Annotated in this window: 12 protein-coding genes and 1 pseudogene; 5 read left to right on the top strand and 8 right to left on the bottom strand. The window is 70.7% G+C overall.

The window, feature by feature from the left end:
- Positions 1-13: 13 nt before the first annotated feature.
- Both LB823_RS04410 and LB823_RS04405 read right to left on the bottom strand, forming a co-directional pair.
- Positions 14-583 (bottom strand): hypothetical protein, encoded by a 570-nt coding sequence (locus LB823_RS04410; RefSeq protein WP_224645557.1) that lies wholly within the window; start codon positions 581-583, stop codon positions 14-16.
- A gap of 84 nt (positions 584-667) precedes the next feature.
- Positions 668-2251 (bottom strand): AMP-binding protein, encoded by a 1584-nt coding sequence (locus tag LB823_RS04405; protein WP_224645556.1) that lies wholly within the window; start codon positions 2249-2251, stop codon positions 668-670.
- A 112-nt stretch (positions 2252-2363) separates the two neighbouring features.
- On the opposite strand from LB823_RS04405, the gene LB823_RS04400 reads away from it, so the two are divergent.
- Positions 2364-3572 carry an acetyl-CoA C-acetyltransferase gene (locus LB823_RS04400; RefSeq protein WP_224645555.1) on the top strand — a complete coding sequence of 403 codons (1209 nt, stop codon included), beginning with the start codon at positions 2364-2366 and terminating at the stop codon, positions 3570-3572.
- A 33-nt stretch (positions 3573-3605) separates the two neighbouring features.
- Positions 3606-5777: a 3-hydroxyacyl-CoA dehydrogenase NAD-binding domain-containing protein gene (locus LB823_RS04395; RefSeq protein WP_224645554.1), complete on the top strand. Its 2172-nt coding sequence runs from the start codon at positions 3606-3608 to the stop codon at positions 5775-5777.
- A gap of 136 nt (positions 5778-5913) precedes the next feature.
- Here LB823_RS04395 and LB823_RS04390 read toward each other — a convergent pair whose 3' ends face one another.
- The 3 genes from LB823_RS04390 to LB823_RS04380 all read right to left on the bottom strand — a co-directional run bounded on the left by LB823_RS04390 (position 5914) and on the right by LB823_RS04380 (position 8272).
- Positions 5914-6414 (bottom strand): DUF805 domain-containing protein, encoded by a 501-nt coding sequence (locus LB823_RS04390; RefSeq protein ID WP_224645553.1) that lies wholly within the window; start codon positions 6412-6414, stop codon positions 5914-5916.
- A 110-nt stretch (positions 6415-6524) separates the two neighbouring features.
- On the bottom strand, positions 6525-7286 hold the full coding sequence (locus LB823_RS04385) for an enoyl-CoA hydratase-related protein (protein ID WP_224645552.1): 762 nt from the start codon (positions 7284-7286) through the stop codon (positions 6525-6527).
- Positions 7283-8272 carry a nitronate monooxygenase family protein gene (locus tag LB823_RS04380; protein ID WP_224645551.1) on the bottom strand — a complete coding sequence of 330 codons (990 nt, stop codon included), beginning with the start codon at positions 8270-8272 and terminating at the stop codon, positions 7283-7285. Before LB823_RS04380 ends, LB823_RS04385 begins: the two co-directional genes overlap by 4 nt.
- A 78-nt stretch (positions 8273-8350) precedes the next feature.
- Between LB823_RS04380 and LB823_RS04375 the strand changes: the two genes are divergently transcribed.
- Positions 8351-9841: an aldehyde dehydrogenase family protein gene (locus LB823_RS04375; RefSeq protein WP_224645550.1), complete on the top strand. Its 1491-nt coding sequence runs from the start codon at positions 8351-8353 to the stop codon at positions 9839-9841.
- Positions 9842-9851: 10 nt separating this feature from the next.
- On the opposite strand, the gene LB823_RS04370 is transcribed toward LB823_RS04375, so the two are convergent.
- A complete protein-coding gene (locus LB823_RS04370; RefSeq protein ID WP_224645549.1) occupies positions 9852-10400 on the bottom strand; it encodes a hypothetical protein in 549 nt (182 codons plus the stop codon).
- Between the two features lie 113 nt (positions 10401-10513).
- On the opposite strand from LB823_RS04370, the gene LB823_RS23975 reads away from it, so the two are divergent.
- Both LB823_RS23975 and LB823_RS23665 read left to right on the top strand, forming a co-directional pair.
- Entirely contained in the window at positions 10514-11356 is an 843-nt protein-coding gene (locus tag LB823_RS23975) for a CPBP family intramembrane glutamic endopeptidase (protein ID WP_224645548.1), read from the top strand.
- A 48-nt stretch (positions 11357-11404) separates the two neighbouring features.
- Positions 11405-12748: pseudogene (locus tag LB823_RS23665) on the top strand (hypothetical protein); the annotation flags it as partial.
- Here LB823_RS23665 and LB823_RS04355 read toward each other — a convergent pair.
- Positions 12640-14325: a glycosyltransferase family 87 protein gene (locus LB823_RS04355; RefSeq protein ID WP_374201271.1), complete on the bottom strand. Its 1686-nt coding sequence runs from the start codon at positions 14323-14325 to the stop codon at positions 12640-12642. The pseudogene LB823_RS23665 and the gene LB823_RS04355 sit on opposite strands and share 109 nt — an antisense overlap.
- A partial coding sequence (locus tag LB823_RS04350) for a transglycosylase domain-containing protein (protein WP_308011420.1) occupies positions 14322-16906 on the bottom strand: 2585 nt, incomplete at its 5' end. The genes LB823_RS04355 and LB823_RS04350, both read right to left, overlap by 4 nt.

Here is a 16906-nt window from a genome sequence, read left to right as displayed (position 1 = left end):
ACAGCCGGCGGAGCTACCGCTCCACCCGCACGTACGGCTCGTCCGGATGCAGATCCATGACGTCGTGGAGCCATTCCTCGTCGAACGCTGCGCTTGGAGCGGTTCCGCCCAGCAGGCCTATGAGATAGCTGATCATGCCGTCACCGTCGAAGTCGATTCCTGCACCGTCGGTGGCGATGACCGGCCAGCGGTCGGGATCGGCGGCGCTCGTGCGCCACAGCAAGCTCTGGCCGCAGCCGGAGACGCCGAAGACGAGGTAGCTGTCGGTCGCGCGCCCATAGATGTCGTCTGCTGAGGCGCGACCGGCCACGGCGACATGGTCTGAACGCGCGTCCGCCTCTCCCTGCAGGAAGGCGACGGTCCCCTGCGCCGACCGATCCCCAGTGGCGGCGATCCATTCCGGAGGAGCGATGCCGAGCTCGCCTCCCCAGAAGCGGCCCGCCCCGTACACGTCGATGAACAGCTTGTAGTCGGCCGGTAGCGGTCCGAGCCGACATTCGATCTCCGACCAATCGCGATCCACCGCGGGTGGGCCCGCGGGTGGAGGCACTATCCGTGCGAGATCCGCGAGCTGTGCCTTCATGAGTTCAACGATATGCGCGGGCCCCGGACGCCCGCTGCAACCCCGCCCGACGGGCCGGGCGGCACCGTCGGGCAGGGAGGACCGTCAGCCGAACTGCTGGCGCAGGACCGGCTTGGTGACCTTGCCCGTGGGGTTGCGCGGCAGGGCCTCGATCACGACCACGTGGCGCGGGTGCTTGTAGCGGGCGATGTGGTCGTTGAGGAACTCCGAGAGCGTCTCGACGGTGAGCGCGGCACCGTCGCGCAGCTGCACCACCGCCACGACCGACTCGCCGAAGCGCTCGTCCGGCTTGCCGATCACGGCCACCTCGGTGACATCGGGGTGCGCCGCGACGGCGTTCTCCACCTCGACCGAGTAGATGTTCTCGCCGCCCGAGATGATCATGTCCTTGGCGCGGTCGATGACGTAGACGAAGCCCTCCTCGTCCATCCGCACGAGGTCGCCCGAGTGGAACCAGCCGCCGTGGAAGGCCTCCTTCGTGGCCTCGAGGTTGTTCCAGTAGCCCGACATCATGTTGGGTCCGCGGTAGACGATCTCGCCCACCTCGCCGCGCGGCACGTCGTTGCCCTCGGAGTCGATGACCCGGGCCGCGACGGTGCGCACCACCTTGCCGACGGAGCCGAACTTGCGCAGCGCGTCGGCACCCGAGAGCGCGCAGGTGACGGGCGACATCTCGGTCTGGCCGAAGACGGCGCAGATCTCGGCGTCGGGGAAGGTGGTGGCGAGCTCGCGGAGCAGGGTCTCGCTGGCGGGGGCCGCGCCCCACCACACGAACTTGAGCTTGAGGTTGCGCGGGCGCTGCTTCTGCTCGTTCACCGCGAGCTGCCACTGCATCGGCACCATGAACATGCTGGTGATGCCCTCTCGCTCCAGCGCGTCCAGGGTCTGCGCCGGGTCGAACGCGCCGAGCGGGAAGATCACCGAGGTCAGGCCCTGCAGGAAGGCCGTCGCCAGCACGCCGAAGCCGGCGATGTGGAACAGGGGGACTGCGACGGCGCCCACGGCGTCGGGGTCCACGACGCCCGGCGCGACGAGGTTGGTCCAGCCCTGCGCGGTCATGTTGACGTGCGTGAGCACCGCGCCCTTGGGGCGGCCGGTGGTGCCCGAGGTGTACATGATCAGCGCCGGGGAGTCCTCGGGGACGTCGGCGTGCGGGTCGGGGCGGCCCTCCGCGACGAGGTCGTCGTAGCCGAGGGCGCCGGCGGCCTCGTCGGCACCGTCGAAGCGGATGCGGAGGCCGAACTCGGCGCCGGTCCCGGCGACGCCCGCGATGAGCGGGTCGAAGAGCGCCTCGTAGACGACGGCGCTGCACATCGTGTCCTGCACCAGGAAGGCCACCTCGGGCGGCGCCATCCGGAAGTTGACCGGGACCGCGATCGCACCGAGGGCCGTGACGCCGAGCGCCGCCTCGACGTACTCGATGCGGTTCAGGCCCAGGATCAGCACGCGGTCGCCGGCGCCGATGCCGCGCTCGCGCAGCGCGCCGGCGAAAGCCCCCACCCGCTCGGCGAGGCCCGCCCAGGTGACCTCCTTGTCGAGGTACCGCAGGGCCACCTGATCGCCGCGCATGACGGCGTGGTTGCGGACGCTGTTGTTCCAGGTGTTGCGCTGCGAGCTGCGGGGTTCCTCAGTCCGGGGGAACCAGGCGATGTTCTCAAGTGCGGTCATGTATGCGATTGTGTTCTAGAACATGTTCGTCGGGAGCAGAATCGCCGAAAGTTAGAGAATAGTGATTCACTTGTAATCATCCCTAACGGACAGCACACCAGGAAGGAACACCGTGTCCGACGCTTTCATCTACGAGGCCATCCGTACGCCACGCGGCAAGCAGCGCGGCGGATCGCTCCACGCGACCAAGCCGATCGACCTCGTCGTCGGCCTGATCGACGAGGTCAAGAACCGTTTCCCCACCCTCGACCCGGCCGATGTCGACGACATCGTGCTCGGCGTCGTCTCCCCCGTCGGTGAGCAGGGCGGCGTCATCCCGCGCGCCGCGGCGATGGCCGCGGGCCTGCCGGACACCGTCGCGGGCGTGCAGCTCAACCGCTTCTGCGGCTCGGGCCTCGAGGCGACCAACACCGCGGCGCAGAAGGTGCGCTCCGGGTGGGACCAGCTCGTCTTCGCCGGCGGCGTCGAGTCCATGTCGCGCGTGCCCATGGGCTCCGACGGTGGCGCGATGTTCCAGGACGTCACCACCAACTACGACACCTACTTCGTGCCGCAGGGCATCGGCGCCGACCTCATCGCCACGATCGAGGGCTTCACGCGCGACGACGTCGACGAGTTCGCCGCGCAGTCGCAGGCCAACGCCGCGAAGGCCTGGGAGGAGGGGCGGTTCGCGAAGTCGGTCGTCCCCGTCAAGGACCTCAACGGCCTGACGGTGCTGGACAACGACGAGCACCGCCGCCCCGGCACCACCGCCGAGAGCCTGGGCAAGCTCAAGCCGGCCTTCGAGGGAATCGGCGCGATGGGCGGCTTCGACGCCGTCGCACTGCAGAAGTACTACACCGTGGAGAAGATCAACCACGTCCACACCGGCGGCAACAGCTCGGGCATCGTCGACGGTGCCGCCCTGCTGCTGATCGGCAACGAGGCGGGCGGCAAGAAGGCGGGCCTGACCCCGCGCGGCCGCATCGTCGCCACCGCCGTCACCGGCTCGGACCCGACGATCATGCTCACCGGCCCGACGCCGGCCACCGAGAAGGCCCTCGCGCTCGCGGGCCTCACCAAGGACGACATCGACGTCTGGGAGCTCAACGAGGCCTTCGCCTCCGTGGTCATGAAGTGGATGAAGGACTTCAAGCTCGATCGCGAGCAGGTCAACGTCAACGGCGGCGCCATCGCGCTGGGCCACCCGCTGGGCGCCACCGGCGCGATGCTGGTGGGCACCGTGCTCGACGAGCTCGAGCGCACCGGCGGCCGCTACGGCCTGATCACCCTCTGCATCGGCGGTGGCATGGGCATCGCCACCATCATCGAGCGCCTCTGACCGGCCGGAAAGACTACGGAGACAACAATAGACATGGCTGAGAACATGATCCGCTGGGAACAGGACGCCGACGGCATCGTCGTGCTGACGATGGACGACCCCTCCAGCTCCGCGAACACCATGAACGACCTGTACCGCGAGTCGATGGGCGCCACCATCGACCGCCTGGAGGCCGAGAAGGACTCCATCACGGGCGTCGTGCTGACCTCCGCGAAGAAGACCTTCTTCGCCGGCGGCAACCTGAACCAGATCCGCCAGGCGCGGCCCGAGGACGCCGCGACCCTGCGCGACAACGTCGAGTCGATGAAGGCCGCGCTGCGCCGCCTCGAGACACTCGGCAAGCCCGTGGTCGCCGCGATCAACGGCGCCGCCCTCGGCGGCGGCCTGGAGATCGCGCTGGCCACGCACCACCGCATCGCCGCCGACGCGCGCGGCTCGCAGATCGGCCTGCCCGAGGTCACCCTGGGCTTGCTCCCCGGCGGCGGCGGCGTGACCCGCACCGTGCGCCTCCTGGGCCTGCAGGGCGCCCTCATGGGCGTGCTGCTGCAGGGCACCCGCATGAAGCCCGCCAAGGCCAAGGAGGTGGGCCTGGTCCACGAGGTCGTCGACACCGTCGAGGAGCTGATCCCGGCCGCGAAGGCGTGGATCAAGGCCAACCCCGAGGGCGGCGTGCAGCCCTGGGACGTCAAGGGCTACAAGATCCCCGGCGGCTCGCCGACCTCGCCGGCGATCGCCGCGAACCTGCCCGCCTTCCCCTCGAACCTGCGCAAGCAGCTCAAGGGCGCGCCCATGCCCGCGCCGCGCGCGATCATGGCCGCGGCCGTCGAGGGCGCGCTGGTGGACTTCGACACCGCCAGCGTGATCGAGGGCCGCTACTTCATCTCGCTGGCCACCGGCCAGGTCTCGAAGAACATGATCAAGGCGTTCTTCTTCGACCTGCAGCACATCAACGGCGGCGGCTCGCGCCCCGACGGCTACGACAAGTACACCGCCAAGAAGGTCGGCGTCATCGGCGCCGGCATGATGGGCGCGGCCATCGCGTACGTCTCCGCCAAGGCGGGCATCGAGGTCGTCCTCAAGGACATCGACCTCGACGCCGCCAAGCGGGGCAAGGCCTACTCCGAGAAGCTCGAGGAGAAGGCACTGGCCAAGGGCCGCACCACCGCCGAGAAGTCGGCGGAGCTGCTCGCGCGCATCACGCCCACCGTCGATCCCGCCGACTTCGCCGGCGTGGACCTCGTGATCGAGGCCGCGTTCGAGTCGGTCGAGGTGAAGAACAAGGTCTTCCAGGAGATCGAGGACATCGTCGAGCCCGACGCCATCCTCGGCTCGAACACCTCGACGCTGCCCATCACCATTCTCGCCGAGGGCGTCAAGCGCTCCGAGGACTTCATCGGCATCCACTTCTTCTCCCCCGTGGACAAGATGCCGCTGGTCGAGATCATCCGCGGCGCCAAGACCTCGGATGCGGTGCTGGCCAAGGTCATCGACTACACGCTGCAGATCAAGAAGACCCCGATCGTGGTCAACGACTCGCGCGGCTTCTTCACCTCCCGCGTCATCGGCACCTTCGTCAACGAGGCCATCGCGGCCGTCGGCGAGGGCGTGAACCCGGTGCTGATCGAGCAGGCGGGCCAGCAGGCCGGCTACCCGGCAGCGCCGCTGCAGCTCATGGACGAGCTGACGCTCACCCTGCCGCAGAAGATCCGCAAGGAGACCCGCGCCGCCGCCGAGGCCGCGGGCAACCCGCTGCCCCCGCACGGCAGCGACGCCGTGGTCGACGCGATGGTGGACGCGGGCCGCACCGGCCGCAAGGACGGCGCCGGCTTCTACGACTACGTGGACGGCAAGCGCACCGGCCTGTGGCCGGGGCTGAAGGATCTCCTGCCCGCCGGGCAGGACATCCCGCTGCAGGACATGATCGACCGGATGCTGTTCGCCGAGTCGCTCGAGACGGTGCGCTGCTTCGACGAGGGCGTCATGGACTCCGTCGCCGACGCCAACATCGGCTCGATCTTCGGCATCGGCTTCCCCGCCTGGACCGGCGGCGTGCTGCAGTTCATCAACGGCTACACCGCCCCGGACGGCACCGTGGGCCCGAAGGCCTTCGTCGCGCGCGCGCAGGAGCTGACCAAGTACGGCGCGCAGTTCACCCCGCCCGCCTCCCTGGTCGCCAAGGCCGAGGCCGGTGAGACCTACGAGTAGGACTCACCGCTAGGCCGTAGCGCGAAGGGCCCGGCACCGTCGTTCGACGGTGCCGGGCCCTCTCGTTTCGGTCACAGCGAGAACCGCGCCGGAGCGCCCGTGGCCGAACATCTTTCGAAGCGAAAGGTGCTGCTGGCTACGACCGGGCGTCGAAGCGGATTCCCGAGGGGTTGCTCGGCAGCACTCCGATCACGATGATCGCGATGTAGACGAGGAAGCCGACGAGCGGAATCGGTCCCAGTAGGAAGATCGGCAGGTACCACCAGCCGGAGGCGTTGATGTCGTGCAATCGCCGAATGGTCAGGCAGATACTGCCGAGGCCGAAGACGAAGCCGCTCACCAGGAGGACCACGACGCCGATGATCGTGGGGAACATGGCGGCACCGCTCCCGTCGTCCCCCGTGATCGCATTGCCGATGGCGATGAGCACGATGCCCACGGCGGACACGCCCGCCGCCGCCAGCGCCACCCACCAGAACTCACTCCGCGACGCACGGCCCGCGGACGTGAGGTAGCTCGCGAAGAAGCGGCGAAGCGCCTGCCCGAAGGTCGCGCCGTAGAGCGGCGATGTCAGATCGTCAGGATTGCGCGTCCCGGCGGTCGGTACCTCGTACTGCTGCTGATAATAGTCCGTCATCTGATTCCCCCTGGTCAATTGGCCGATGTTCGACCGTCGGGGAGAAACTTAGAGCGCCATAAGACGACCGTGCAATATGCTTTACATCACCCTGGGTTGATCAGGGGCCGTCAGTCGGTGAAGCGGGCGGGGCGTTTGTTGAGCATGGCGTCGACGCCCTCGCGGTGATCCTCGGTCTTGAGCAGGATGACCTGGGACTCGGTCTCGCGGCGCAGGGCGTCGTCCAGGCCGGCGAGGGTGGAGGCGTTGACGGCGCGCTTGGTGGCGGCGATGGCCTCCCGCGGGCCGGCCGCGAGCTTCGCGGCGGCCGCGGCGACGGCACCGTCGAGCTCCTCGGCGGGGTGGACGGCGGTGACCATGCCCGAGGCGAGCGCCTCTGGGCCGTAGATCCGGTTGCCCAGCAACGCCATTCCCATCGCGCGCGTGCGCCCGATGGCGGCGGGAACGAGCGCGGTGGTGCCCGCGTCGGGCAGCAGCCCGATGCCCACGAAAGGCAGCAGGAAGTACGCGGTGTCGGCGACGAAGGTCAGGTCGGCCGAGAGCGCGAGGCCCACCGCCATGCCCGCGCAGGGCCCGTTCACCTTGGCGATCACCGGGATCGACGCGCCCACGATCGCCCGGATGTAGGCGTTGACGGCCTCGAGCGCCTCCTGCGGCTCCGCGGCCTCGCCGGCCAGGTCGGCGCCGGTGGAGAAGGCCCGGCCCTCGCCGGTGACCACGACGACGCGGATCGCGGGGTCGGCGTCGGCCTCCTCGATGATGCGCGCGAGCTCCCACGCGGCGCGAATGCCGAAGGCGTTCATGCGCTGCGGGCGGTCGATGGTCACCGTCAGGACGCCGCCGTCGACGACGCGTCGGAAGTCCTCGCTCATGCCACGCCCTCCGCGACCCTCGCCAGCGGCGCGAGCCGCCGCTCGATGATGGACGAGCCCTCGGAGATCATCCGCTCGATGAGCTGCGCGCAGGTGGGCACATCGCGGATGATGCCCTGGCACAGGCCGACGCTCCAGATGCCGGCCTCGACGTCACCGTCCTCGAAGACCTTGCGGCCGCGGGCGCCCGCGACGAGGTGCCGGATGTCGTCGAACTCGCAGCCCTGCGCCTCGGTCTCGACCACCTCGACGGACACCGAGTTCTTGGCGACCCGGGCGGTGTTGCCGAGCGTGCGGAAGATGAGCTTCGTGTCCAGCTCGGAGTTCTCGACGATCTGCGCCTTCACCTCGGGCGCGATCGGCGATTCGACGGTGCACAGGAAGCGGCTGCCCATGTTGATGCCGTCGGCGCCGAGGGCGATCGCGGCGACCAGGCCGCGGGCGTCCGCGATGCCGCCGGAGGCGAGGATCGGGATCTCCAGCGCGTCGGCCGCGGCGGGGATCAGCACCAGGCCGGGGATGTCGTCCTCGCCGGGGTGGCCCGCGCACTCGAAGCCGTCGATGGAGACCGCGTCGACGCCGATGGCCTGCGCCTTGAGCGCGTGCCGGACGCTGGTGCACTTGTGGATCACCTTGACGCCGTTGTCCTTCAGGTACGGCAGGAACTTCGCGGGGTTCGAGCCCGCCGTCTCGATGATCTTCACGCCCGACTCGACCGCGGCGCGCAGGTACTCGTCGTAGGGCGGCGGATCGATCGTCGGCAGCACCGTGAGGTTCACGCCGAAGGGGCTCGCCGTGAGCTCGCGCGTGCGCGCGATCTCCTCGCGCAGGTCCTGCGGCGAGGGCTGGGTGAGCGCCGTGAGGATGCCGAGGCCGCCGGCCTCGGAGACCGCGGCGGCGAGGCGGGCGCGACCCACCCACATCATGCCGCCCTGGACGATCGGGTACCGGACGCCGAACTGCTCGGTGAAGCGTGTGGAGAACATGTTCCGAAAGCTAGCACAGATGAGAGAACAGTCTCTAACATATCTGCCAGATACCTGTTCCGATCCTGGAGGACCGTCATGACCGCACCGTCGAAGACCGCGACCGGCGACCTGATCTCGACCGACCCGCGCACCGGCGCGGAGGTCGCCCGCTTCCCCATCGCGGACACCGCGGCCGTCGTCGCCGCGGTCGACACCGCCCGGAGCGCCGCGACGTGGTGGGGCGGCCTCGAGCCCAAGGCCCGGCGCAACTGGCTGCTGCGCTTCCGCAGCGAGCTCGCCCGCCGCTCCGAGGAGCTGGCCGGCGTCGTCGCCGCCGAGACCGGGAAGCCGCACGACGACGCGCTCCTGGAGGTCATGCTCGCGATCGTCCACCTGGACTGGGCCGCGAAGAACGCCGAGAAGGTGCTCGGCCGGCGCAAGGTGGGCACCGGCATGATGGGCGCCAACCTGACCGCCACCGTCGAGCACCGGCCGTTCGGGGTGATCGGCGTGATCGGGCCCTGGAACTACCCCGTCTACACCCCGATGGGCTCGATCTCGTACGCCCTCGCCGCGGGCAACGCGATCGTCTTCAAGCCCAGCGAGCTGACGCCGGCCGTCGGTCGGTTCCTCGCCGACACCTGGGCCGCCGCCTGCCCCGGCCAGCCCGTACTCCAGGTGGTGCACGGCTACGGCGACACCGGTGCCGCGCTCTGTCGCGCGGGCGTCGACAAGCTGGCGTTCACCGGCTCGGCCCGCACCGCGCGCACCGTCATGGCCACGTGCGCGGAGACGCTCACGCCCGTCACGATCGAGGGCGGCGGCAAGGACGCGATGATCGTGGACGCCGACGCGGACATCGACGGCGCCGTCAAGGCCGCGGCGTTCGGCGCCTACGGCAACGGCGGGCAGACCTGCGCCGGCGTCGAGCGGGTGTACGTCGTCGCGGACCGGTACGACGAGTTCGTCGACAAGCTGGCCGCCGCGTCCCGCGAGATCCACGGCGGCGAGTCCGACGGCGTCGACTACGGCCCCGCGACCATGCCCAAGCAGCTGCAGATCATCGCCTCGCACATCGACGACGCGCTCAGCCGCGGCGGCCGCGCGCTCGTCGGCGGCCGGGAGTCGGTCGGCGAGCGCACCGTCCAGCCCGTGCTCCTCGTGGACGTGCCCGACGATTCGACCGCCGTCACCGAGGAGACCTTCGGCCCCACGGTCGTCGTCACCCGCGTCAAGGACATCGACGAGGCGATCGACAAGGCCAACGACAGCACGTACGGGCTCTCCGCCGCGATCATGACGAAGAACCTCGCCCGCGGCCAGGAACTGGCCCGCCGGCTGCGCACGGGCGCCGTCGCGGTGAACTCGTTCCTGTCCTTCGCCTCCGTGCCCGCGCTGCCCTTCGGCGGCATCGGCGACTCCGGCTTCGGCCGGATCCACGGCGCCGACGGGCTCCGCGAGTTCAGCCGGCCCCAGTCCGTGGCCGCGCAGAAGTTCGCACTGCCTATGGACCTGCTCTCCTTCACCCGCAAGGAGCGCGACATGAACTCCGTGCGGATGATGCTCAAGCACCTCTACGGGCGCTGAGCGCCGCGGCTCAGAAGGTCGTGGTGTTCGCGACGTCCACGCTCACGCCGCGGGTGCCACGGGTGAACACGGTCTTGCCCGCCGACGCCGCGATCGTCCACCCCGACGCCGTGTAGACGTGCCCGTACCGGACCGTGGTGGCCGGGGTGGCGACCGACATGTTGCCGTAGTGCCACTCCAGCCCGCTGACGGAGTAACGGAAGCCGGTGGCCGGCTGCCCCGCCTCGGTCCGGTAGGTGCGGCCGAAGTCCGGCGACTGGCAGTCGACGTACTCGGCGTAGACGTTGCAGGTGGTCTTCCCCGACTCGGTGACCACCCGGGTGACGCCCGTGCCGGTGACCGGCAGCGGCGTCGGGGCGGCCGGGGTCGCACCGGCCGTCGCGGTCACCGTCGTCCCGCCCGACGGTGCGCCCGTGCCCGGCCCCTGCGCGCCCACGGTCGCGCTCGGCCCCGCGGTGACGGTCACCGTCGGGGCGGCCGACGGGCCGTCGTCCCAGCACCCCGCCACCAGGCCCGCGGCGCACAGCAGCGCGGCGGCGATTCCGATCGATCGATGCATGACAGATCCTCCCCACCGTCTCCCCGTGATCCGGCTACCCCCTGATCGACCGGCGGCACAAGATCGTTAACACAGGTCTGGACATTCCTCGTCGCCGCACGCACAGTAGGGGCGTGAAGGCGTGGGCGGGGCGGACGGTGGCGGTGCTCGGCATCGGCGCGATCGCCGGCTCCTCCCTGGTCGCCGCGACGACGGGGCGCGGCCTGCGGTACACCGCGGACTCGCCGGACACGATCCCGTGGTGGCAGCCCTGGGCCCCGGTGGTCGCGGGCCTGCTCGTCGCGCTCGCCGTCCGCGCGCGCGGCACGTCGGCGGACGGGACCGGGACGGCCGCACCGTCGAACCCGCGGCCCCAGGCCTGGATCCTGCTGGCCTGCGGCGTCGGTTTCGCGGCGGCGCTGATCGTGCTCGGCCCCGAGGAGCCGAAGTACACGGCGCTCAAGCTGGGGCTGCTGCTCGCGGTGCCGGCCGCGGTCTTCGCGCTCGACCGGCGGTGGGGCCGCCGCTGGCCGGACCCGACGGCGCGGGCCGGGTGGACGCCGGTACCCGCCGTGATCGCCTACCTGGCCGTGTACCTGGCGCTGAGCGACCGGAGCGAGAACTTCCTCGCCGGGGTGCCGCTGCTCGATGCGGCGCTCCTGCTGCTCGTCGGCTTCGCGATCAACGCGCTGCTCGAGGAGGTGTTCTACCGGCGGTGGCTGCTCACCCGCTGGCACGCGGTGCTCGGGCCGTGGGCGGCCGTCGCGCTCTCCGCGCTGGTGTGGGCGTCCTGGCACGTCGCCATCCAGGGCTCCGGCGACCTACCCCTGGACGCGATGAACGTGCTCGCGAACCAGGGCGTGAGCGGGCTGTTCCTGGGCTTCCTGTGGCTGCGGTACCGCGTGATGTGGCCGCTGCTGGTGATCCACGGCATATGGAACGCGAACCCGCTGCAGTTCCTCGCGTCCGGATCGTGACGGCACCGTCGACCTGGGCCGTCCGCGCAGGCGGATAGGGTGGGGCGCATGTCCCGGCCCAGTTTCCGCCCAGATCGGGTGGCGTGGACCGTGCTCGGTCTCACCGTTCTCGCGCTCGTCATCGGCTATCAGATCAAGGCGCAGTGCACCGGCGCGCCCTTCGACGAGTTCGGCCGCTCCGAGGGCTTCGCGTCGACGCCCGGCCGGATCTGCTACTCCGACATCCAGTTCCTGTGGACGGGCCGCGAGGTCAACAACCACGTCTTCCCGTACCTGACCGGCTGGATCGACGGCGACGGCAAGCTGCAGGGCGGCGCCATCGAGTACCCCGTGCTCAGCGGCCTCCTGTTCTGGGTCGGCGCGATCGGCGCTCACAACGACGCCGAGTTCCTCCTGCACATGGCGCTGCTGCTGGCCCCGTTCGGGCTGCTCACCGGCTGGGTGCTGGCTAAGGTCTCGGGCCGCACCGCCGCGCTGTGGGCCGTGGCGCCGCCGCTGGCGCTCTACGCCTTCCACAACATGGAGCTACCGGTGGTCGCCGCGGCGACCGTCGGCTTCGGCATCATGGCCTGGGCCGACAGGACCGGCGGGTCGATCCGGATCCCCGCGATCGCCACGGCCGCGGTGCTCGCCGTGGGCTTCGACCTCAAGATCTATCCGGGCCTGTTCGTCGCGCCGCTGGTGCTGTACGTGCTCACCCACGGCAGGTCGGGCACCGTCGCCCTGCCCGACGGTCCCGGGCGGCGCGCCCGCGTCGACTGGCGCCTGCTCGACTGGGTGGGCGCCGCGGCCACGGCCGCGACGGCCGTGGTGGTGGCCGTCGCGATCAACGTGCCCTTCATGGTCTTCGGCTTCGAGGGCTGGCGGGCGTCGCTGAAGTTCCAGGAGCTGCGCACGGCCGACCTGTCGACCAACTCGATCTGGTACTGGGGCGTGCTCAAGGCCTTCGACGACCCGAAGGACTACGACGCCTTCGTCTCCTCCGTCTCACCGCTGCTCATCGTGATCTCGATCGCGGCGCTGCTGGTGTACGGCTGGCTGCGCTACCGGAGCACCGGCGTGTATCCCTGGCTCGGCGTGAGCGGCGCGATCCTGGCCGCGTTCATGCTGTTCCACAAGGTGCACTCACCGCAGTACGTGCTGTGGCTGCTGCCCTTCTTCATCCTGCTCAGGGTCGACTGGCGGCTCATCGCGGCGTACCTGCTGTTCGACCTGAGCCTCGAGCTCACGGTGTGGAACTACTTCTCCGAGCACGCGGCCCACCTGCCCATCACCTGGTGGGTTCAGTGGGGCGTCTGGATCGGCGTCTGGGGCCGGGCGGCCCTGCTCGTCGTCTTCATCTGGTACCTGCCGCGCTGCGCGCTGCGGCTGCGCAGCGAGGAGGAGTCCGGCGCACCGTCGAGCACGCCGCCCGCCGGGTCGTCGAGCGGCGGCGAGTACGGGCCCGGGAACGTCGACCGGACCAGGTCCTCGTCGGGCCGGTAGATCTGCCGGATCACCAGCGCGCACAGGCCGATCACGGCGAGGTCGCGCAGGAGGACGGTGGCCGTGAAGGCCTGCTCCGGCAGGCCCCTGTTCTGCATGCCGAGGAAGTACATCATCCGCGGCACCCAGACGAGGGCGTCGATGGTCATCCAGGCGAGCAGGATCCGGGTGTGCGGGATCGCGAGCACGGCCAACGGCACCAGCCACAGCGAGTACTGCGGGCTCCACACCTTGTTCACCAGCAGGAAGCCGGCCACCAGCAGGAAGGCGAGCTGCGCGACGCGCGGCCGCCGCGGCGCCTTCAGCGCGAGGTAGCCGACGCCCGCGATGACCGCGACGAAGAGCAGCAGCGTGATCCCGTTCGCCAGCGACGAGGCGCCGCCGCGCGGGCCCTGGCCGCCGAACACCCAGCCGCCGGTGAAGGAGCTGATCACGGCGTAGATGGAGTCCATGTCGACGGCGCGGATCGAGTTGCGGTGGAAGAACTCCCACCAGCCGCGCGGGGCGGCCACGAGGATCGGCAGGTTCACCGCGATCCACGTCGCCAGCGCCACCGCCGTCGCGGTGAACCAGGGGCGCAGCCGGCCGGCGCGCAGGCATAGGAAGAACAGCACGATCAGCAGGAAGGCGGGGTAGAGCTTCGCCGCGGTGCCCAGCCCCAGGACCAGGCCGGCCCAGGCGTGCTTCTCGCGCGACCACAGCAGCATCCCCACGGCCATCGCGGCCACGGCGATCGCGTCGAAGTTGGTGAAGGCGTGCACGATCACCAGCGGCGACGCGGCCATGAGCATCACGTCCCACGGGCGGCGCGCGGCGGGGCGCGACGGGGAGGCCGCGCCGCCGGCTAACCGGGTCGTGGCCCACACCGCGATCAGCCAGAACAGGGCCAGCCCGACGGCGGCCACGGTGAAGAACAGCACCACCTCGATCGCCGCGGGCACGCCCCACTTCTCGTGCAGGGTCACCCACACCTTGGCGACCTTCATGGACGCGTACTGGTACATGCCGGTGAGCACCGGGTACTCCATGTAGCGCTCCTGGCGGGCGCCCGTGGGGTCGGTGTCGAAGAACTGGGTCACGTAGGGCATCAGGCCCTCGTTGAGCCGCTCCGCGCCGTACAGCGGCACGGTGTCCGAGTAGCACATCGCGGCGTACGGCCGGTTGCCCGACCAGTCCAGCACGAGCTGCCCGCCGTCGGACTTCTGCTGCAGGCAGCCGGCCTTGGTGGTCCAGCCCAGGGCCAGGAACAGCACCGCCACCAGCAGGATCAGGCGCAGCGGCGTGAAGAAGCGCTGGAAGCCGACGAGCGCGTGCGCGCCCACCGGGCCGCCGAGCACCGTCGAGAAGTCCCGCGCGACGGCATCCGTGTGACTGGGCACGTCCCGGTCCGGCTCGATGACCGTGGCCGGGTCGAACGGGCCGGGGCTGACGTGGAGGCGATCGTCGTCGTCCGCCTCCGGGGCCGTCGCGCGGGGTTCCGTCACGGCACCGGGTTCGTCACCCGCGGTGCCACCGTGCGGCCGCCGTTGCCGGGGACCGTCCCGTTGCCGTTACCGGTCCCGGCGCCCGGCCGGGGCCGCGTGGTCTGCCCACCGGGGTTGGTCGGGTTGCCGCCGCCGGGCTGCGTCGTCGGGTCCCACGGGAAGGTCGGCAGCGGCACGCCGGGCAGGCCCGGCACGGTGCGGGTCGCCGACCCGCTCTCGCCCGCCGACGCCGACGCGGACGCCGATCCCGTCGACGAGGGCCGCACCCGGGTCTCCACCGGGACGCCCGCCTGGCCGCCGATCATGCCGGGGGTCGGGAAGGACTCGTAATCGGTGTCCGAGAGGGCGCCGTCCATCGTCTGCTTCCACACGGTCGACGGGACGCCCGAGCCGTAGATGGGCCCGCCCCAGCCGTTGGTGATCGGACCGCCCTTGTCGTTGCCGACCCACACCGCGGTGGAGATCGACGGGGTGTAGCCCACCATCCAGGCGTCCTTGTTCTGGCCCGTGTCCTGGTACTGCGCGGTGCCGGTCTTGGCGGCCGAGGCGCGGCCCCCCGCGAGCCCGTTGCCGTTGGAGTACGAGGCGATGGGCTGCAGCGCCGCGGTCACGTTGTTGGCGACGTCCTTGCTGAAGCGGCGCTCGCCCGGATCGTTCTGCCGGTCCAGCAGCGTGCGGCCGTCGGCGGTGGTCACCTTGGAGATCAGGTGCGGCGCGCGGTAGATCCCCTCGGCGGCGAAGGTCGCGTACGCGGACGCCATGTCGATGGGGCGGCTCTGGTACTGGCCGAGGACGACGCCGCCCTCGACGCCGCTGCCGTCGGACTGCTGCAGGGTCTTCTGGATGTTGCCGAAGCTCTCGGCGACGCCCGCCTTGTGCGCCGCGTCGGCGACGTCCTGGGCCTGGTTGTTCAGGTCCATCATGAGGCGGTAGTAGACCGTGTTCAGCGACATCTTCATCGCGGTCGCCAGGTTGCAGCTGCCGCAGGACTCGCCGTCGGAGTTGTTGACCGTGACGCCCTGCGCCTTGAACGGCGAGGAGGAGTAGACGCGGGAGAGGCCGATGCCCTGCTCCAGGCCCGCGACCAGCGCGAAGACCTTGAACGACGAGCCCGTCTGCAGGCCGGCCTGGACGCGGTCGTAGCCGTTGCCGTCGCTGCCGCCGTAGTAGGCGAGGACGCCGCCCGTCTTCGGGTCGACGGAGACGATCGCCGTGCGCAGGTCCTTCGGCTGGTTCTCGGTCATGTTCGCCGCGGCCTTCACCGCTGCGGCCTGCGCCTGCGCGTCGATCGTCGTGGTGATCTTCAGGCCCTGCGTGCTGAGCGTGGACTCGTCGATGCCGGCGTCCTTGAGCTCGCGCAGCACCTGCGTCTTGATCAGGCCGTTCGGGCCCGCGGACAGGTCGTCGCCGGCGCCGCGCCCCGGGGCGATCGTCTTCGGGAACTGCAGCTTGGCGCGCTGCGCGGGGTCGAGGGTCTTCATGTCGACCATGCCGTCGAGCACGTAGTTCCAGCGGCCGGTGGCGTCGGCCAGGTGGGTCGTGGGCTCGTACAGCGACGGTCCGCGGACGAGGCCGGCGAGGAGCGCGGCCTGCTCGGCCTTGAGGTCCTTGGCGTTGACGTTGAAGTAGGCCTTCGACGCCGCCTGGATGCCGTACGCACCACGGCCGAAGTAGATCGTGTTCAGGTACGCCGCCATGATGTCGTCCTTGGACCAGGAGTTGGACATCTTGGTGGAGATGATGAGCTCTTTCCACTTGCGCGACAGCGACGATTCGTCGCCGACCAGCGCGTTCTTCACGTACTGCTGGGTGATGGTGGAGCCACCGCCGGCGTCCTCGCCGTCGCCGGCGACGCCCGGGATGCGCTTCCACACGGCCCGCGCGAAGCCCTTGAGGGAGAAGCCGGGGTTGGTGGCGAAGTCGCGGTCCTCCGCGGCCATGATCGCGTTCTTCATGACGTCGGGGATGTCCTGCGCGGGCAGGATCTCGCGGTTGCCCTCGGGGGGCACGACGCGCGCGATGGGCGTGTTGCCGTCCTTCATGACGATGGTCGCGACCTGATTGGTCTGGATCTCGCCCGGCTGCGGCACGTCGGTGCGCCAGTAGCCGACGAGGAAAGCCAGCAGCGCGACCACCAGGATCAGCGCGACCGCGGCCACGCCGCCGGTCACGACGCGTCGGAACAGTGAACCGCTCACGAGCGCTCGCAGTCCCTTCTTGTCGGAGTCGTCATGGTCGCCGTCGTCCGGCTCGTCGGGGCCGTCACCGTCGCCGCCGCCCGGCCCGTCACCACCGGGGCCATCGCCGCCGGGGCCGTCACCGCCCGGTCCGTCACCGCCGGGGGCGGGCGCGGCGGGGGCCGCCTTGCGGATCACGACGGGCTGCTCGGCCGGCGCGGCCGGGCGCGACGGGGCGCCGCGGTCGGCCTCCGCCGCGAGCTCGGCACCGTCGACGGGGCGGCCGGAGAGCGGCTGATAGGCGGTGCGGGGCTCGCCCGGGCCCGACGGGGCCGGGCTCGACGGGGCCGGGCTCGACGGTGCGCGGCCCGCGCCGGGTGCGGAACCCGCGCCCGGGGCGGCGG

The sequence above is a fragment of the Tsukamurella sp. M9C genome, assembly GCF_020169415.1.
Classification (GTDB): Bacteria; Actinomycetota; Actinomycetes; order Mycobacteriales; family Mycobacteriaceae; genus Tsukamurella.
The sequence above is the reverse complement of the archived record's forward strand: the minus strand, read 5'-3'. Positions and strand labels throughout refer to the sequence as shown.